Consider the following 18,824-nt stretch of genomic DNA (forward strand, 5'->3'; position numbering starts at 1 on the left):
CATGAACAATCTGCATCGGGAACTCGCGCCGATTTCTGAAGCCGCATGGGCGCAGATCGAGGAAGAGGCCTCCCGCACGCTCAAGCGCTACCTGGCCGCCCGGCGCGTGGTCGATGTGCCGGAGGCGAAGGGATTCGGGTTTTCGGCTGTCGGCACCGGCCATGTCGAGCGCATCGACGCACCCGGAAGCGATATTCGCGCCGTCCGGCGCAACGTGCTGCCGCTGGTGGAACTGCGCGTGCCCTTCACGCTGGCGCGGGACGCGATCGACGATGTGGAGCGTGGCGCGGGTGATTCGGACTGGCAACCCCTGAAGGACGCCGCGAAGAAAATCGCGTTCGCCGAAGACCGGGCGGTATTCGACGGTTACGCCGCTGCCGGAATCCTGGGCCTTCGTGAGGGCACCTCGAACCCGAAACTGGCCCTGCCGTCTTCCGCCAGCGACTATCCGGCGGCCATCGCGGCGGCGCTGAACCAGCTTCGCCTTGCCGGCGTCAACGGACCCTACGCCGTGGTGCTCGGCGCCGGCGTCTATACCGCGCTGAGCGGCGGCGACGATGAGGGATATCCCGTCTTCCGGCATATCGAGAGCCTGATCGACGGCAAGATCGTCTGGGCCCCGGCGATCGAGGGGGGCTTCGTCCTGTCCACCCGTGGCGGCGATTTCGAACTGGATATCGGCCAGGACTTTTCCATCGGGTACAGCAGCCATTCCGCGGATTCCGTGGAGCTTTACCTTCAGGAGAGCTTTACGTTCCAGTTGCTGACGACCGAGGCATCCGTGGCATTGTCAGCTGCGAAGAACGAAGCGCCCTCGGCCCCGTAACGCGAACCCGCCAGGGCCTGTGGCCCTGGCCCCGATGACGGGTCAGTACCCGATGGTCCTGTCCACCAGGCCCTTGAGGGGTTCGCCCTTTCGGTAGCGTTGCAGGTTTTCCAGGATGGATTTCCCGCCCGTTTCCGCCTGGGTGATGCTGGCCGTGTGGGGGGTGATCAGGACATCCGCCCGGTTCCACAGGGCGTGGCCGGGCGGCAGCGGCTCGGGGTCGGTGACGTCGACGACGGCGCCGCCCAGTTCCCCGGCATCCAGCGCGGCCATCAGGTCGTCCAGCACCAGTTGCTTGCCCCGCCCGCAATGGACCAGCCCCGCGCCGCGCGGCAGGCGCGAGAAAAGCGGCCGGGCCAGAAGTCCCGTCGTCTCGGCGGTCAGCGGCAGAAGGCAGACCAGGATGTCCGTCCCGCCCAGGAACGCATCCAGTTCCTCCTGCCCGGCGAAGGTCGGAATGCCGTCGATGTCGCGCCGGCTCCGCGCCCAGCCCCGGCAGCCATAGCCCAGCGCCCGTACGGCCTCGACGACCGGCAGGCCGAGTTGCCCCAGCCCCATCACGCCCACGGTCAGCGCCGACGCCGGCACATAGGGGTGCGCTTTCCACACCTGCTCGCGCTGCTGCGCCACGTAGCGCAGCATGCCCCGATGCAGGGCGAGGACCGAGAACCGCACGTAATCCACCATGCCGTCGGTCAGGCCGGATTCGATCATGCGCACGACCTGCACATGGGCCGGCACGGCGGACAGGTCCAACTGGTCCACCCCCGCGCCGACCGAAAACAGCACCTTCAGGTTGGGAAATGTCTGCTCCAGGTCCCGGGGCGGTACCCAGGCGGCCAGGAATTCGACGGAATGTGGATCGGCGATATCGGGCCAGATCTCGATCTTCTGGTCGGGCATGTGGGCCGCGAACAGGGCGGACCAGATGGCGGCGCGTTCCGGGGTGGATTTGATGACGAAGGACATGAAAGTTTCCTGATTTCTTCTTTTTCTGAAGAAAAAGAAGCAAAAAGGCTTTTATCCGTTTTGGGCCGTCGCATGTACCCGGCACAAGGCTCCCGAACAGATCAAAAGTTTTTTGGTTCTTTTTTTCAAAAAAGAACGTTGCTACCCCAGCGCCTGACTGCACAGGGCAAAAACCGTCGTCCCCCGCGCGCCCTCGCGATCGGTCGCGGTGCGCATCGTCGTCACGGTATCGACCCGTGGCAGCCCGACCTCGTCCAGCCACGCGGTCAGGCCGCACGCGGCCGGCACGTCGATGCGCGTGAACTGCCCCGCGCCGCTGCCGATCCAGTGGGCGATCATCGCCGAGGCGAACAGGTCGGTGGTGGCGATCACCGGGCCGATGACGTTGCCCCATCCGAACGGGCGACAGATCGAATAGCCGACGATCGTTCCGCCATCATCCACCACGATGCCCCGCCCGGCCCCCAGCAGGGCGTGCAGCAGGTCCTGCCGCGCCATGCCGGTCGCCGCATGGTCCAGGGCCGAAAGGGCGGCCAGGTCGCTCTGCCCCGCCGGTCGCAGGCGCATGCCTTCGGGCAGGGAGATCAGCGGCTGGGTCGCGGCGATGGCCTGGCGCTGCTCGACCAGCCCGCAGGGGGAAAAGCCCAGCTTTTCATACAGCGGTATGCCGACCGGGGTTGCGTTCAGGTGCAGGGTGCGGCCGGGCAGGGCGCTGCGGGCGCCGCTCATCAGCCGTCGGCCGATCCCGTGGCCCTGCCACGCGCCCGAGACGATCACCATGCCCAGCGAGGCATCGTGCGCGCCGTAGGTCCACCACAGGATCGTCCCGACGAGTTCCCCCGCCGGCGTTTCGGCAACCAGCCCGTGGCCGGCCGCGAACATGAACTGCCAGTCCTCCAGCCGGTGCGGCCAGCCCAGGGCCTTCGACAGCAGGCTGGCGGCCTCGATGTCGGTGTCCCGCATGGCGCGGAGCGAGATCGCGGAAGGACGGTCTTCGTCGATCATGCCGTGCCACTCCCGAGCCCGCCCATGTGGAAGCTCTTGATTTCCAGGAACTCGTCCAGCCCGGGATGGCCGCCTTCGCGGCCCAGGCCCGATTGCTTGACCCCGCCGAACGGCGCCGACTCCATCGAGATCGCGCCGGTATTCAGCCCGACCATGCCGAATTCCAGCGCCTCGCCCACCCGCCAGGCGCGGTCCAGGCTGCCGGTGAAGAAATAGCTGGCCAGCCCGAACGGCGTCGCATTGGCCAGGCGCACGGCTTCCTCTTCCGTGTCGAAGCGGAAGACCGGCAGGACGGGGCCGAACGTTTCCTCGCGCGCGATCAGCATGTCGGCCGTGACCCCGGTCAGGACCACCGGGCTGACAAAGCGGCCATCGACATGCAGCGGGGCGGAGGCATAGCGCGCCCCCCGGGCCAGCGCGTCCTCGACATGCGCGCGCACCTTGGCCACCGCGGCGTCGTTGATCAGCGGACCCAGGGTCGCGGCCGGATCGAGGCCCGACCCGACCCGCAGCGCCGCGACGGCGTCCAGCAGGTGTGCGACGAACCGGTCATGGATGCCGGACTGGACCAGCACGCGGTTGGCGCAGATGCAGGTCTGGCCGGCATTGCGGAACTTGCTGGCCATCGCCCCTTGTACCGCCAGGTCGCATGCGGCGTCGTCGAAGACGAGGAACGGCGCGTTGCCGCCCAGTTCGAGGCTCAGCCGCTTGATGGTGTCGGCGGACTGCCGCATCAGGATCGCCCCGACCCGGGTCGAACCGGTGAAGGACAGCTTGCGCACCACCGGGTTGGCGGTCAGTTCCGCGCCGATGGCCTCCGGCATGCCGGTGACGATGCTGATCAGCCCGGCGGGCACGCCGGCACGCTCGCCCAGCCGGGCCACCGCTAGCGCGGAAAAGGGCGTCAGTTCGGACGGCTTGATCACCATGCTGCACCCGGCCGCCAGGGCGGGGGCGCATTTGCGGGTGATCATGGCCAGCGGGAAGTTCCACGGCGTGATCGCGGCGCTGACCCCCACCGGTTCCTTCAGCACCAGGATGCGGCGGTCGCGCGCGGGCGGGGCCAGGACCGCGCCGTCGATGCGCCGCGCTTCCTCGGCGAACCATTTGAAGAACGACGCGGCGTAGCGGACTTCACCCAGCGCCTCGGCCAGGATCTTGCCCTGCTCGATGGTCATGATCCGCGCCAGGTCTTCGCTGTGTTCCAGCATCAGGTCGTACCAGGCCATCAGGATGGCGGCGCGTTCGGCAGGGGGACGGTGCTTCCAGTCGGCCTGGGCCCGTGCGGCGGCGTCGATCGCGGCGCGGGCCTGGGGGGCGCCGCAGTCCGGGACATGGCCGATGATCGCGCCCGTGGCGGGGTCGTCCACCGGGATCGTCCGTCCGTCGTCGGCGTCGACCCATGCGCCGGCAATGAAGGCCTGCTGGCGGAACAGGTCCGGGTCGTTCAGGGTCGGTGCGGTCATGCGGTTCGTCTCCGTGAAAATGCCGGCCGCCTGCCGTCACGACGGCCTCCACCCGGGCCAGCGCGGCGCCGTGCAGTAGAGCATGGGTTTCCAGCGACGCCACGCCGGTTTCGTCGCGGTCTCGCGCACAATGTGCTGAATTGCGAACGGCGGGCGGCATTCCCTGCCGCCCGCGTGTGATCAGAGCTTGAAGTTGACCTGGAAGTAGTAGAACCCGCCATTGTAGCCGATCTGTTCGATATTCACGTCATAGGCATAGGCGCCAAGGTAGCGGAACTGTTCCGGAATCTTCTTCTGCCTGGCATTGCCGACATTGTTCGCGCCCAGCGCCACATGCCAGCGCGGGCTGACCTGGTAGCCGATCACGAGGTTGGTCTCGTAGCGCGGCGGGTTGAGGAAGCGCATGAACTGCGTGTTCGAATAGGCCAGCGGGCCGGTATAGTACTCCAGTTGCGATGTCGCATGGCCGTAGCGGATTTCATGGACGGTGAAGTCCAGGTCGCCGTAATGCCAGACGCCACCGAAAATGACCCGGTTCCTGGGCGTGTAGCTGGTCAGGTAGGCTTCCTGCTGCGCGTTGAGCAGGGAATTGCCGTTTCCGTCCTCGGCCACGTGGCGGATGGTGGTCTGGTTGAAATTGGCGGCCACGTCCCAGTTGATGCGGCCGTACCGGCCCAGGCGCGTCAGGTAGTTCGCCGTGATGTCCAGGCCGCGCGTGCGGGTGCTGGCGGCATTGGCGTAATATTGCGCCGTGACCGCGTTCGCCGTCACCCCGGCGGGAATGGCGAAGCCGTTCAGCGCCAGCGCCTCGATGGCGCTGGCGCCGTTATAGACGCCGGCCGCCATGATCCGGTCCCGCAGGTCGATCTGGTAGGCGTCGACCGTTACATGCAGGTTGTCGATCGGGTTGACGACGAAGCCGGCGCTGAAGCTGGTCGACCGTTCGGGCTTCAGCGGCTTCGCGCCCAGCAGTCGCGCCCCGGCGGAATCGACGGGAATGTAACCGGTGGCCGTCGTCGCGGCGACGGACATGTTCGACCAGTGCTCCTCGGCCAGGGTCGGGGCGCGGAAGCCGCTGGCGACGGTGCCGCGCAGGCCGAAATACCGGTTGACGTCATAGCGCGACGAAACCTTGCCGGTCTCGGTATCGCCCGCGTCGGTGTAATGTTCGAACCGACCCGCCAGGTCCACCTGCCATTTCGGCAGAAGCTGGGTGGAAACATCGATATATCCGGCCGTCACGTCGCGGTTGCTGTCGCTGGCGTTGTTCGGGCTCAGCCCATGGAAGGCCGACGCGCCGGTGCCGTAATACGATCCCATGTCGCCCGCGCCGATATGGTAGCTGTCATAACGATATTGCGCGCCCAATGCCAGATTCAGCGGCGCTGCCAACAGGGGGACGTCGAAGGCGCGGCGCACGCCGGCATCGGTCGTCCACTGGGTGTTGCTGAACGACATCAGATGGAATCGCGTGGGCGAAGAGCCGAAATTCTGAAGCATTGCGGTGTTGATGCTGTCGAACAGTCCCATCCGCTCGGAATCTCCGCCGTAGGTCGTGCTCAAATCCCAGTCCCAGTTGAACTTGCGGCCCTTGAAACCGACGGTCACGCTGTAATCGTTCTCGTCCAGGGTTTCCTGCGGGCTGAATCCGTAGGGGTACATGGGCAGGCTGGCGGTGGGGACGCGGTAATCCTGGTAGCTTTCTCCGTTCCGGTGGCCATAGGTCGCGAAGGAATACAGCTTCACATCGTCGGTGATGGCATATTCCATGTTGTAGCCGATCGTCTCGCGCTGCTGGCGCGGGTCGCCGATATCCATGAAGTCGTTGCGGCCGGTGCGGCTGTCCGGCGTGGCGCGGAATGTGTGGTCCTGGTATTTGTATTCCGCGTTCAGGTCGAAAAATCCGCGTCCTGCCAGGGATGTTCCCCAGTTCAGCGATTCGCCGGAGGTAAAGCCGTCACCCGCATAGCGCCCACCATTCAGCGACTGGGCCTCCAGCCCGTGCGTATCGTGCTTGAGGATGATGTTGACCACGCCCGCGATCGCATCCGAACCATATTGCGCGGCGGCGCCGTCCTGCAGGATTTCGATGTGATCGACGGCCGAAACCGGAATCATGTCGATATCGACGGGCGTCGCGCCCTGCTGGGGCCCCGCGTTGTTCGACAGGACGGCCGTGGTGTGCCGGCGCTTGCCGTTCACCAGGACCAGGGTCTGGTTCGGCGTCAGGCCGCGCAGGCTGATCGCGTCGGTCATGTTGGCGCTGCCGTTCACGCGGATGGACCGCGCGACGGACGGCGCAAGCTGGATCAGCGCGTCGCGGACGTCGGCCTGCCCGGTGGCGGCAAGCTGCGCCGCGGTGACGACCTGGATCGGGCTGACGCTGCTGCGCGCGGTCTGGTGCGGATCGCGCGTGCCGGTGACGATCACCTGCTCGTCCTTGTCGCCATCCGTGGCCGGCGATGCCGACGCGGTCCTGGCGACCTTGCGCATGACGGTCGAAGGCGCGGGGGGCGTGGGCGTGGCGGTCGTATCGCTCACGGACTGCGCGTGGGCGCGGCTCGGCGCCGCAGGGCCCGCCATCGTCACCAGTGCCGTCGTGGCGGAAAGAAGGATGGTCGTTCGTCGCACTTTCCCGCTCCTTGAAGCAATATCGAAAAAAAACCGCCTGCGGCAGCCGATATCCGGTCAGGCACCGCGAGACACATGCATTGCGCCAGTATTCGTGGCGGCTGGCCCGCTTATTGTGGGCACGGAACGACGGGCATGTCGTATCGATTTTGCATCGAGAGACAGAAGAAGCTGCGGTTGCGGGGCAGGATTCGGGAGGAGTCGAATCCTGCCCCGCAGGCGGACGGTCAGGCGATCCGGTCCAGCGCCGCCACGATCGCGTCGCCGCAGGCCGACGTGCTGGCGTGGCCGCCGATATCGGCGGTGCGCACCAGGGCCGACGGGTCGGCCGTCATGTGTTCGATGGCGCGCAGCACCAGCGCCGCGGCCTCGCCCTCGCCCAGATGGTCCAGCATCATCGACGCCGCCCAGACCTGCCCGATCGGGTTTGCGATGGCACGCCCGGCGATATCCGGCGCCGAGCCGTGGACCGGTTCGAACATCGACGGAAAGCGCTTTTCCGGATTGATGTTCGCCGAGGGGGCCACCGCGATCGTCCCGGTCACGCCCGGGCCCAGATCGGACAGGATGTCGCCGAACAGGTTGCTGCCGACGACGACGTCGAAGCGGTCGGGATGCATGACGAACCGCGCGGCCAGGATGTCGATATGGTGGCTGTCGGTCCGGATATCGGGATATTCGGCGGCCATCTTCTCGAACCGCTCATCCCAGTAGGGCATGGAATGGAACAGCCCGTTCGACTTGGTGGCGGAGGAGACATGCGGGCGGCCCAGGCGGGTTGCCAGGTCGAAGGCATAGCGCATGATGCGGTCCGTCCCCCGGCGGGTGAAGATCGCGGTCTGCGCCACGCCTTCCGCCTCGCTGCCTTCGGCGAAGCGGCCGCCGATCTGCGAGTATTCGCCTTCGGTGTTTTCGCGCACGATCCAGAAATCGATGTCGCCCGGCGCACGCCCGGCCAGCGGGCACGGGATGCCGGGCAGCAGCCTTACGGGGCGCAGGTTCACGTACTGGTCGAATTCCCGCCGGATCGGGATCAGCATCCCCCACAGCGAGATATGATCGGGCACGGTGGGATAGCCCACGGCGCCCAGCAGGATCGCATCGTGCTGTGACAGGCGGTCCATGCCGTCCGGCGGCATCATGCTACCGGTGGCCAGCCAGGTCTCGCAACTCCAGTCGAGATGCGAGAAACGGAACCCGATATCGAAGATCTGTCCCACCCGGTCCAGAACCTTCAGGGCCTCGGGCATCACCTCCCGGCCGATTCCGTCGCCCGGCAGGACGGCGATGGTATGCTGTGTCATGATCGTGTGTCCTCCGATTGGTCCACGGATGCGCCGTTCAGTGTAGGGGAAGGGGGCGGGGCGCCGGGACCATGATGTTGCGTAGTTGCAACCGAAATGGCAGCTTATGCTTTCCCGGCCGGGTTTTTGGCCGACATATTCCGCGCCGGCCGGATGATGATCGACATCGCATCCATGCCGATCGAACGCCGCGTGGGGCATGGCGTTCGGCCCGGTCGGGGGCGGTTGTGCGGGACGGCGGCGCGTCTGGCGTATAGTTGGAACAAGGTGACGGAATCATGCTGCCATTGCCCAAGCTCGACCGGATCGACCTGCGTATCCTGGCACAGCTTCAAAGCAACGGGCGCCTGACGAATGTCGAACTGGCGCGCCGGGTCGGGCTGTCGGCCAGTCCCTGCCTGATCCGCGTCAAGCGGCTGGAGAAGAGCGGATACATCGTCAGCTACGGGGCGCAGATCAACCTGCAGAAGATCAGCAGCCTGCTGACCGTGTTCACCGAGGTCACGCTGTCCGACCACCGCCGCGACGATTTCTCGCGATTCGAGGGCCATATCCAGAAAATTCCCTCGGTCGTGGAATGCCATCTGGTCAGCGGCGGGTACGACTACCTGCTGAAATTCATGACCCGCAGCGTCGAGCATTACCAGGGCGTGATCGAGGCGCTGCTGGACAGCAATATCGGCATCGAGAAATATTTCAGCTACATCGTGATCAAGTCGCCGATCATCAAGCCGGCCATCTCGATCGAGAGCATCATAGACTCCGGGACCTGAAGGCCGGATCGGCCGATCCGGCTGATCCCGGGGGCGAAACGGCAGGATCTTTTCCCGCCGGGCGGATTTCCCGCCACATCGTCTGTGTCGCCTGGGCACAATCCGGTTCCGGATCGGGTGAATCGCCCTTCCAGACCTACCGACGACGAAACAGCCGGGATCGATCGCGACATGAACGTAGAAGCACTTCTCCGGACCGACCGGGATCATCTCATCCATCCGGTCTCGTCCTGGCGGGATCACGAGGCAGCCGGGGCCCGCATCCTGCGCTCGGGCAAGGGCGCCTGGGTCACCGACATCCATGGCCGCGAACTGCTGGACGGGTTTTCCGGCCTGTGGTGCGTCAATGTCGGCTATGGCTGCCAGAGCGTGGTCGATGCCGCCGCCGAACAGATGGCGCGCCTGCCCTATGCCACCGGCTATTTCGGTTTCGCCAGCGAGGCGGCGATCGAACTCGCCGGCCGCCTCGCGGCCCGGACGCCCGGCGACCTGAACCGCGTCTTCTTTTCCCAGGGCGGATCGGACGCGGTGGACAGCGCCCTGCGCTTCATCCGCTTCTACCAGCATGCGCGCGGCACGCCGCAGAAGCGGCACGTCATCGGCCTGTCGCGCGGCTATCACGGCTCGACCTACACCGGCGCGGGCCTGACCGCGCTGGCCGCCTTCCATCGCGACGCGGATGTGCCGCTGGCGTGGCAGCATCATATTCCCAGCCCCTATCCCTACCGCCACGCGGGGGACGGCCAGGCGGCGACGATCATCGCGGAATCGGTCGCGGCCCTGCGGCGCAAGGTCGACGAACTGGGCGCCGACCAGGTCGCGGCCTTCTTCTGCGAGCCGGTGCAGGGGTCTGGCGGCGTGATCGTGCCGCCGCGCGGCTGGCTGGCCGCGATGCGGCGCACCTGCGCCGAACTCGACATCCTGTTCGTCGCGGACGAGGTCATCACCGGGTTCGGCCGGACCGGCCCGCTCTTCGCCTGCGAGGCCGAGCAGGTTGTCCCCGACATGATGACCGTCGCCAAGGGCCTGACCTCCGGCTACGCCCCGATGGGCGCGGTCTTCATGTCCGACGCCATCTACGCGACCATCCGCGACAACACGCCCGCCGGCATTCCCGTCGGGCACGGCATGACCTACAGCGCCCATCCCGTCAGTGCCGCGATCGGCCTCGCGGTCCTGGACCTGTACGAGGGCGGCATGCTGGACAACGGACTTCGGGCCGGCGCCCATCTCGCCACCCGCCTGGCCGCGCTGTCCGACCATCCCTGGTCGGCGATGTCCGGATCAGCGGCATGCTGGCCGGGATCGAGCTGGTGTCCGACAAGGCGACCAAGCGCAAGCCGGAACCGGACCTCCAGGTCGCGGCCCGGCTGTCCAAGGCCGGGTACGAGGCCGGGATTCTCTTCCGCGCCTTCGGTGACGACATCATCGGCCTCGCCCCGCCGCTGTGCTGCACGATCGAGGAAATCGACGTGCTCTGCGACCGCCTCCATCGCATCATCGACGGCCTGCTTCCGCTCATCGGATAGAATCCGGCTCCCGCCCCGCCTCCGCTCCGGCGCCTATCGCCGGTTCGGGGGCGGGGCGGCCTCGGCGGCGCGCTGAAGCCGCTGGAGGGAATTGGGAAAGCCCATCGCCTCGCGATATTTCGCGACCGTGCGGCGTGCGATGTCGATGCCCTGCCGGCGCAGGGTCAGGGAAATCGCCTCGTCGGACAGGACGGCATCGGGGCGTTCGCCCTGGATCATGCGGCGGATCACGCTCTGGATCGCAATGTTGCTGCGGATTTCGCCGTCATTTCCGGTCATGGCCGCCACGAAGAAGAATTTCAGCGGCAGCACGCCGCGCGGGGTCGCGACGTACTTGTTCGCCGTCACGCGGCTGACCGTGCTTTCGTGAATGTTCAGCGCCTCGGCGACCGTCCGGAGGTTGAGCGGCTGCAGGGCCTGCGGACCGTGCTGCAGGAAGTCCTCCTGCCGGCGCAGGATCTCGGTCGAGACGCGCAGGATGGTCATGCTGCGCTGCTGCAGCGCGCGGATCAGCCAGTTCGCGCTGGTCAGAGTGTCATTCAGGTATGTCCGCTCCGCCCCATGGGCGCGCAGCGACATGCGGGTGCTCAGCGCGCTGTTCAGCACGACACGGGGGGTGCTCTCGGGGTTCAGCTCCAGCGTCCATCCGCCCTCGGCCGTCTGCTCCATCAGGATGTCCGGGACGATGACGGTCAGGGTGCTGCCATGTTCCGCCCCGGGCTTGGGGTCGAGTGTGCGTAATTCGGCAATCATGTCCTCCAGGTCCGTGGCGCTGACGTCGCAGGCCTGGCGCAGGCGCTTCAGGTCGTGCCGGGCCAGAAGGTCCAGATTGTCCAGCAGGCGCGCCATGGCCGGGCCGAAACGGTTGCGTTCCTGCAACTGGGCCGCCAGGCATTCCCGAAGCGACGTGGCGAACAGGCCGGCCGGGTCGAAACGCATCATGCGCTGCCGGATGGCCTCGACGTCCCGCAGCGTGACCTGCAACGTGGCGGCGATGTCGTCGGTGGCGCCGCCGGCCAGCCGTCCCGCCGGATCGAGTGCGGCGATCAGGTGCGCGCCGATTTCCCGCTCCGTCGTCGTGCAGCCGGACAGAACCAGTTGTTCGAACATCACGTCGCGCAACGCCGGGGCGGATTCGGCCAGGCGCCCCGTCCCGTCATCATCCAGGCCGCTGTCGGACGTCCAGCGCCCGGCATCCCCCGTCGCGCCGGGCGCGCGCATCATGGGCGGCGGCGCGGCAAGGCCGGGCCTCTCCGCCAGGGGGGCGGAGGTGGTCGGATCGCGCTCCAGAAGCGGATTCTTCTCGACCTCCGCGTCCAGGAATTCATGGAGCTCGGCATTGGACAATTGCAGGATCTGGATGGACTGGCGCATGCGCGCGCTCATGAACAGTCCCTGGTTCTGCTTGAATTCCTGACGGGGCTGGGCCGACATCGGCGTCATCCTTCCGATCTGGCCGCGCGACAATCCGTCGCGGCGGCATCAGGCAGGGTGTGATCCGGGCGATACCCCCGGCGGTTGTCCAGCCGGTCCGCCATGTCGGCCCATGGCCCGGACTCGACCACCCGTCCGGGTGCCAGCAGCACGACGTGGTCGGCGAGAGAGGCGATTTCCCCGATATCGTGCGATACGTACAGGATGGGGATGCGTATCTGCCGGTGCAGCATCTGCAGGAATGGCAGGATTTCGTTCTTCCGCGCGCTGTCCAGTGCCGAAAGCGGTTCGTCCATCAGCAGCAGGGCCGGCCGGCGCAGCAGGGCCCGCCCGATCGCCACGCGCTGCCGCTCGCCGCCCGACAGGTGCGCCACCCCGCGCTCCAGCAAGGTTTCCAGTTCCAGCATGGCGATGATATCCGCCAGGTCCGGCGGCAGGCGGCGCAGGCTGCGCACGCCGGCGCCATACAGCAGGTTGCCGCGCACGGACAGATGCGGAAACAGGGAGGGTTCCTGGAACACATACCCGATCGGCCGCCGCCACGCCGGCACGAACCGTTTCGCATCCTGCCAGACCGTATCGCCCAGCGCGCAATACCCCGCGGCGGGCCGGTCCAGTCCGGCGATGCAGCGCAGGATCGTGCTCTTGCCGCAGCCCGAGGGGCCGAACAGCGCGGTAACGCCCTGTGCCGGTGCGTCCAGCGCGAAATCGTACCCGAACGTTCCGGCCCGTCCCTGAAAGGCGACCCGCAGAAGGGAGGAATCGGTCACGCGTCAGTCCTCCTGATTTCGCCGCGCAGGGCCGACAGAAGCACGATCACGATGAACGAGAACAGCACCATGCCGCAGGCGATCATGTTGGCGTCATGCCAGCGCGCGTTTTCGACATAGTCGTACAGCGCGACCGACAGGACCCGCGTACGCCCCGGAATATCGCCGCCGATCATGAGCACGATGCCGAATTCCCCCACCGAATGGGCGAAGCCGAGGACGGCGGCCGTCACGATACCCGGCCATGCCAGGGGCACGGCGACCGTCCAGAATGTCCGCCAGGGCGAGGCCCCCAGCGTGGCCGCGACCTCGATCGGGCGGCGGCCGATGGCACGGAATGCGTTCTGGATGGGCTGCACCGCGAAGGGCAGGACATAGAGCAGCGAGCCGACGACCAGCCCCGGAAAGCTGAAGGCCAGCGTGCGGCCGCCCCACAGGCGCGCCACCCATCCGCCGGGACCGGACGGGCCGAAGGCGATCAGGAAATAATATCCCAGCACGCTGGGCGGCAGGACCAGCGGCAGCGAGATGATCGCCCCCAGGACCGGTTTCCACCAGGGACCCGGCCGTGCCAGCCACCACGCCAGCGGCAGGCTGACGATCATCAGGAACAGCGTTGTCGTCAGTGCCAGGCGAATGGTCAGCCATGCCGCCTGCTGCACATCGGGCGCCATTGCGCTCATGGTGCGGTACCGGCCGTCGCGGGCACCACGTATCCGGCCGCTTCGATCAGCTTCCTGGCCTGGGGACCCTGCAGGAACGTCATGAAGGCGTGGGCTTCCCCCGGGTGCGGGGCGTGCGACAGCACGACGGCGTCCTGTACGATGGGGGCATAGAGCTTCTGCGGCACCAGCCAGTAGGCTCCTCCATGGCCGTCATGCACCTGGGCCAGTGCGACAAAGGCCAGTTCGGCATTGCCGCTTCGGGCAAACTGCAGGGCCTGCGCGACCGAATTCGCGACGACCAGTTTATTCGACACCGTGTCGTAGACGCCCAGTGCGTGCAGGGCCTGGATCGAGGCTGCGCCGTACGGTGCGGTCTGCGGGTTGCAGATGGCCAGGCGGGTGAAGCCGTTCGCGGCCAGGGTCGCGGCCCCCAGCGGGGCGGCATGCGGGGGCGCGGCCCCGTCCGGCTGCCACAGGACCAGTTGCCCGATCGCATAGGTCGTGCGCGACGCGGGGTCCGCCAGGCCCTGCGCGATCAGGTCCCGCGGGCGCTCCGCATCGGCACTCAGGAAGAGATCGAACGGCGCGCCCTGGGTGATTTGCGTGGCCAGTTGCCCGCTGGAACCCGAACTGACGGTGGGGCGTTCGCCGCCACGGGCCGTATAGGCGTCGGCCAGGATGTGCGCCGTGCCGGCGAAATTCGCCGCGACGGCCAGCCGCAGCGGTTCGGCGCGGGCACCGTGCGGGATGCAGAAAGCGATGGCGACGGCAAGGCATGACAGGATCGGACGGCATGTCGGCATGGTGGGCTCCTTGCACGCGGGCTTCGTCGGACACGGTAATTCCTGGTCTCGGGACGATGGACGCAAGAAACGTGCCAGAGCCCGGATTGTGGCCGGGCATAACGCGCGCGGGCCGCTTGGCGACACATCATTCCCGGCGGATGGCATAAATATTGCGTAAAATTCCGTTGATGTGGAGTCAGGTGCAGCATGCGCCGACGTACAAAAGGGGGACAGACGATGACCGGGCGCGAATTTTCCATCGCCACGCTTCTTCATGACAGCCCCCAGGCCACCGAGACCCGACTGTCGGACGCCGTCGCCGTCCTGCGGTCCTGGGGAATGCGGGTGGGGGGCTTCGTGCAGCGGCGCGGACCGTTGCGACCGGACGGCCGCCACGAGATGTATGTCGAGGATCTGCGTGACGGTGGACGGATCCGGCTGGACCGCTATCGGGGGCCGGGGGCGGTGGCCTGTACCCTGGATATGGAGGCCATGGCCGTCCTGTCCATGACATTGCGGGCGCATATCCGCGCCCGGCCCGACATCCTGTTCGTGAACCGCTTTGGAGTGCGCGAGGCCGAAGGCGGCGGCCTGCGCGAGGACATTGCCCAGGCCGTGTGCGAGAACATCCCGATCGTCGTCGTCGTCGGCGCGGCGCATCTGCAGGCGTGGCGCCGTTTCATCGGCCAGAACGCGCATGTCCTGCCGTCCACCACGCGCAGCCTGCTGGATTGGGCACGGCGCCAGGTCCCCATGGGCGGAAGCGGGGGGCGGGAATACGTGGCGACGGCCCCGTGAGGGAGGCGCGCGGGAAAGAAAAACCGACGTCTATTCCCGGCCGTATATAGTCATGAGGCGTAAAAGTCTGAAAAACCATGGATGACCCCATGTATTGGGGGGTCAGAAAAATCTGGTTTGCGACATCATTTTGTTCCACCATTTGCTTCGGACCTGAAACGTAGGTTGTCACTGTCCATCCGGGATGTCATGATCCTGACATATTCCGGATACGGCTGGTGAGGTGGAGGAGGCAAGTAGATGCCTACGGATACCGTTCCCTTTCGCCCCGTCAGCGGGGAAGGCCATTCGACCTGGGCTGAACGCGCCTTGTTCGGCCTTCACGAGATATCGAAAATCCTGTGCGCGCCGACGGAGACCGTCGGAATCATCAGGAATGTCCTGGCCGTTCTGGAAAGCTTCGTCGACCTGAACAATGCCGTCGTCGCGCTGTTCGACGCGGCGGGCAATGTGGAGACCATCATCGGCACCGAGGCCGATGACGCCGCCGCCCGGCGCTATTTCGATTCGATTCCCGAACAGGCGGTGGGACAGATCGCCGTCAGCCGCCAGCCGCTGCTGGTGCCCGACGTAACGGGTGACACGCGCTATGGCTTCGCGACGTCGCAGGCCTGGACGGTGGGGGCGGGGCGCATCGGCGTGATCGGCGTGCCGATCCTCAGCCGCGACAGGCTGGTGGGTGTCATGCTGCTCGATCGCCCGGCCATTCCGGAGGAATCGGTCGTCGGCAGCATGGATGTCTGCCTCCTGTCGATGGTGGCGGGGCTGATGGGGCAGATGGTGCGCCTGCATCGGCTGGTGCAGCGGGACCGGGAAAACCTGCTGCACGACAGCGGCCTCGCCCAGCCGGCGCCGCCGGTTGCCGATGGCGGCGGATATATGGGGATCGTCGGCGACAGTCCGGCGCTGCGGGCCGTTCTGCAGAAGGTCGAAATCGTCGCCAGAAGCGACGTCACCGTCCTGTTGCGCGGTGAATCGGGCACGGGCAAGGAATTGTTCGCCCAGGCGATCCACCAGGCCTCGCCCCGGCATCGCAAGCCGTTCGTCAAGCTGAACTGCGCGGCCCTGCCGGAAAGCGTTCTGGAATCCGAACTGTTCGGGCATGAAAAGGGCGCCTTTACCGGCGCGATCGGCCAGCGCAAGGGCCGGTTCGAACTGGCCGATGGCGGCACCCTGTTCATGGACGAGATCGGCGAGATCTCGCCCAGTTTCCAGGCCAAGCTGCTGCGGGTGCTGCAGGAGGGCGAGTTCGAACGCGTGGGCGGCACCAGGACGCTGAAGGTCGACGTGCGCGTGGTGACGGCGACAAATCGCAATCTGGAGGAAGCGGTCAGCAAGGGCCGCTTTCGCGCCGACCTCTATTACCGGCTGAGCGTCATTCCGATCTTCCTGCCGCCGCTGCGGGATCGCCCGACGGATATTCCCATGCTGGCCAATGAATTCCTGCGGCGGTTCAACGAAACCAACCGGACGTCGCTGACCATCGCGTCCGATGGCATGGACGTCCTGACAACCTGTTATTTTCCGGGCAACGTACGCGAACTGGAAAACTGCATCCGGCGCACCGCGACGCTGGCGCCGGGGCAGACCATCGGCGCGGCCGACTTTGCCTGTCGCAGCGACGGCTGCCTGTCCTCGATCTTCTGGCGGCCGGCCGCACCCGCCCCGGGTCCGGGCCGCCATCCGGCGGCATCCGATGTGGCCGGGGACACCGGCGCGGCGACGGAACTGCCCGTTCTTCCGGCGCCCCGGTCTTCGTCCCAGTCTTCGCCCCAGTCCTCGGCCGCGCCCGACCCGGCGACGTGCCCGTCCTCGGCCGTGTGTTCGGCCGCGCAGGGGGAATGGAGCCCCCAGCGCGACGAACTGCTCGAAGCCATGGAAACCGCCGGCTGGGTGCAGGCCAAGGCAGCGCGGATTCTGGGCCTGACACCCCGTCAGATCGGCTACGCCCTGCGCAAGAACGGGATTTCCATCAAGAAATTCTGACGTCCAAAGCCTGTCTGGCTCTCGGATGTCGCGATTGTCGGACATGAGACATTCCTGTCACCCGCGTGGCGGCAGGCCATGACAGGACACACGGTTGGCGTTGGCATGGGTCTTGCGTCGGACCTGACGGCAAAAGTCAGTCCGGGGAGTGGCCGATGGCACAGCTTATCAGTCTGGATACGCTTGCGACGGGAGGGGTCGAGCAGATGCGGTCGGCCCTGGAAGAGGGCGGGTGTTCATCATCCAGTTGCGGCAGTTCCGAGGGGCCGGCCGACATGGCCCCGGAAATCTGGGAAAAGGTCAAGGACCATCCCTGTTATTCGGAAGAAGCGCACCATTATTTCGCCCGCATGCATGTGGCGGTGGCGCCGGCGTGCAACATCCAGTGCAATTACTGCAACCGCAAATATGACTGCGCGAACGAAAGCCGCCCGGGGGTGGTGTCGGAAAAGCTGACGCCGGTGCAGGCGCGGCGCAAGGTGATTTCGGTCGCCAACTCGGTGCCGCAGTTTTCGGTCCTGGGCATCGCGGGTCCAGGCGATGCCTGTTACGACTGGAAGAAGACACGCGAAACGTTCGAACTGATCGCGAACGACATTCCCGATGTCAAATTGTGCCTGTCGACCAACGGCCTGTCGCTTCCGGACCGCGTCGATGAGATCGCACGGATGAATATCGACCACGTCACGATCACCATCAACATGGTCGATCCCGAGATCGGTACGAAGATCTATCCGTGGATCTTCTACCAGAACCGCCGCTGGACCGGGCTGGAGGCATCTCGGATCCTGCATGAACGCCAGATGCTGGGGCTGGAAATGCTGGTGGCGCGCAACATTCTGGTGAAGGTCAATTCCGTCATGATCCCCGGGATCAATGACGAACACCTGATCGAGGTGAACCGGGTCGTCAAAGGCAAGGGTGCCTTCCTGCACAATATCATGCCGCTGATTTCCGATCCCGCGCATGGCACGCATTTCGGACTGACGGGCCAGCGTGGACCCAGGGCCGCGGAACTGAAGGCGTTGCAGGACCGCCTGTCGGACGGTACGAAGCTGATGCGCCATTGCCGCCAGTGCCGCGCCGACGCGGTGGGACTGCTGGGCGAGGATCGCGGGCAGGAATTCACCATGGACCAGGTGGCCGAGGAGGTCACCTACGACCCATCGCTGCGCGAAACCTACCGCGAGGTCGTGGCGCAGGAGCGTGGCGAACACATGAACCAGCGCAGGGCCGCCGACGCCGCCCTGGCCGACATGACGTCCGAAGCGCCGGTCCTGGTCGCCGTGGCGACCAAGGGCGGCGGCCGCATCAACCAGCATTTCGGCCATGCCCGGGAATTCCAGGTCTACGAGGTCGGGGCGTCGGGCATTTCCTTCGTCGGGCACCGCAAGAGCGAGACCTATTGCGAAGGCGGCTGGGGCGAGGACGCGACGCTGGACGGTATCATCGCCACGCTGGAAGGCGTGGATGCCGTGCTGTGCGCCAAGGTCGGGGACTGCCCGCGCGATGCGATGCGCGCGGCGGGCATCGTGGTCAGCGACGAATACGCCCATGACTGGATCGAGGCCGGAATCACCGGATGGTACGCCGCGTCCCTCGGTACGGAAATCCGTCAAACTGCGTGAAGACGGCAACATTTTTTCAGAAATCAGGAGTCTGACATGGCCTACAGGATCGTTACCTCCCAGTGCACCGTCTGCGGTGCGTGTGAATTCGAATGCCCGAACGGGGCGATCTCGCTGAAAAACGACCTTTACGTCATCAACGCCAAGAAGTGCACGGAATGCGAGGGGCAGTTCGACACCCCGCAATGCGTGTCGGTGTGCCCGGTGCCCAACACCTGCGTCCCTGCCTGACGCCGATCGTGGGGTGGTAAGGGA

Annotated in this window: 15 protein-coding genes and 1 pseudogene; 7 read left to right on the forward strand and 9 right to left on the reverse strand. The window is 66.3% G+C overall.

Annotation, left to right across the window (positions count from 1 at the left end; all coding sequences use genetic code 11):
* Position 1 precedes the first annotated feature (1 nt).
* Complete coding sequence (locus GDI_RS01925; RefSeq protein ID WP_012222764.1) at positions 2–826, forward strand: family 1 encapsulin nanocompartment shell protein; 825 nt, start codon at positions 2–4, stop codon at positions 824–826.
* A 42-nt stretch (positions 827–868) separates the two neighbouring features.
* Here the strand turns inward: GDI_RS01925 and GDI_RS01930 are convergent, their stop codons facing one another.
* From GDI_RS01930 to GDI_RS01950, 5 genes are all read right to left on the reverse strand, one after another.
* Positions 869–1,795: a 2-hydroxyacid dehydrogenase gene (locus GDI_RS01930; RefSeq protein WP_012222766.1), complete on the reverse strand. Its 927-nt coding sequence runs from the start codon at positions 1,793–1,795 to the stop codon at positions 869–871.
* Positions 1,796–1,936: 141 nt separating this feature from the next.
* Positions 1,937–2,800: a GNAT family N-acetyltransferase gene (locus GDI_RS01935; protein ID WP_012222767.1), complete on the reverse strand. Its 864-nt coding sequence runs from the start codon at positions 2,798–2,800 to the stop codon at positions 1,937–1,939.
* Complete coding sequence (locus tag GDI_RS01940; RefSeq protein WP_012222769.1) at positions 2,797–4,266, reverse strand: NAD-dependent succinate-semialdehyde dehydrogenase; 1,470 nt, start codon at positions 4,264–4,266, stop codon at positions 2,797–2,799. Before GDI_RS01940 ends, GDI_RS01935 begins: the two co-directional genes overlap by 4 nt.
* Before the next feature lie 180 nt (positions 4,267–4,446).
* Positions 4,447–6,897 (reverse strand): TonB-dependent receptor plug domain-containing protein, encoded by a 2,451-nt coding sequence (locus GDI_RS01945; protein ID WP_012222771.1) that lies wholly within the window; start codon positions 6,895–6,897, stop codon positions 4,447–4,449.
* 227 nt (positions 6,898–7,124) lie between these two features.
* The gene (locus GDI_RS01950; RefSeq protein WP_012222773.1) at positions 7,125–8,201 is read right to left on the reverse strand and encodes a tartrate dehydrogenase; all 1,077 of its coding nucleotides are present in this window, start codon (positions 8,199–8,201) and stop codon (positions 7,125–7,127) included.
* A 278-nt stretch (positions 8,202–8,479) separates the two neighbouring features.
* Between GDI_RS01950 and GDI_RS01955 the strand changes: the two genes are divergently transcribed.
* Both GDI_RS01955 and GDI_RS01960 read left to right on the forward strand, forming a co-directional pair.
* Positions 8,480–8,974 carry an Lrp/AsnC family transcriptional regulator gene (locus tag GDI_RS01955; protein ID WP_012222781.1) on the forward strand — a complete coding sequence of 165 codons (495 nt, stop codon included), beginning with the start codon at positions 8,480–8,482 and terminating at the stop codon, positions 8,972–8,974.
* Between the two features lie 171 nt (positions 8,975–9,145).
* Positions 9,146–10,503: pseudogene (locus GDI_RS01960) on the forward strand (aminotransferase class III-fold pyridoxal phosphate-dependent enzyme).
* A gap of 33 nt (positions 10,504–10,536) precedes the next feature.
* Here the strand turns inward: GDI_RS01960 and rpoN are convergent.
* The 4 genes from rpoN to modA are packed head-to-tail and all read right to left on the reverse strand — an operon-like array spanning position 10,537 to position 14,175.
* Positions 10,537–11,937 (reverse strand): RNA polymerase factor sigma-54, encoded by a 1,401-nt coding sequence (gene rpoN / locus GDI_RS01965; RefSeq protein ID WP_041249633.1) that lies wholly within the window; start codon positions 11,935–11,937, stop codon positions 10,537–10,539.
* Positions 11,938–11,942: 5 nt separating this feature from the next.
* Positions 11,943–12,707: a molybdenum ABC transporter ATP-binding protein gene (modC, locus tag GDI_RS01970; RefSeq protein ID WP_012222785.1), complete on the reverse strand. Its 765-nt coding sequence runs from the start codon at positions 12,705–12,707 to the stop codon at positions 11,943–11,945.
* Positions 12,704–13,390, reverse strand: a complete 687-nt coding sequence (modB, locus tag GDI_RS01975; RefSeq protein ID WP_012222786.1) for a molybdate ABC transporter permease subunit — start codon at positions 13,388–13,390, stop codon at positions 12,704–12,706. Before modB ends, modC begins: the two co-directional genes overlap by 4 nt.
* The gene (modA, locus tag GDI_RS01980; protein WP_012222787.1) at positions 13,387–14,175 is read right to left on the reverse strand and encodes a molybdate ABC transporter substrate-binding protein; all 789 of its coding nucleotides are present in this window, start codon (positions 14,173–14,175) and stop codon (positions 13,387–13,389) included. Before modA ends, modB begins: the two co-directional genes overlap by 4 nt.
* 219 nt (positions 14,176–14,394) lie before the next feature.
* Between modA and GDI_RS01985 the strand changes: the two genes are divergently transcribed.
* From GDI_RS01985 to GDI_RS02000, 4 genes are all read left to right on the forward strand, one after another.
* Positions 14,395–14,955, forward strand: coding sequence for a DUF2478 domain-containing protein (locus GDI_RS01985; RefSeq protein ID WP_157870983.1), 561 nt, complete (start codon positions 14,395–14,397; stop codon positions 14,953–14,955).
* 240 nt (positions 14,956–15,195) lie between these two features.
* Entirely contained in the window at positions 15,196–16,941 is a 1,746-nt protein-coding gene (gene nifA, locus GDI_RS01990) for a nif-specific transcriptional activator NifA (protein WP_012222789.1), read from the forward strand.
* Between the two features lie 155 nt (positions 16,942–17,096).
* Complete coding sequence (gene nifB, locus GDI_RS01995; RefSeq protein ID WP_012222795.1) at positions 17,097–18,569, forward strand: nitrogenase cofactor biosynthesis protein NifB; 1,473 nt, start codon at positions 17,097–17,099, stop codon at positions 18,567–18,569.
* A 36-nt stretch (positions 18,570–18,605) separates the two neighbouring features.
* On the forward strand, positions 18,606–18,800 hold the full coding sequence (locus GDI_RS02000; RefSeq protein ID WP_012222797.1) for a 4Fe-4S binding protein: 195 nt from the start codon (positions 18,606–18,608) through the stop codon (positions 18,798–18,800).
* Positions 18,801–18,824 lie beyond the last annotated feature (24 nt).

The organism is Gluconacetobacter diazotrophicus PA1 5 (assembly GCF_000067045.1).
GTDB classification, from domain to species: domain Bacteria; phylum Pseudomonadota; class Alphaproteobacteria; order Acetobacterales; family Acetobacteraceae; genus Gluconacetobacter; species Gluconacetobacter diazotrophicus.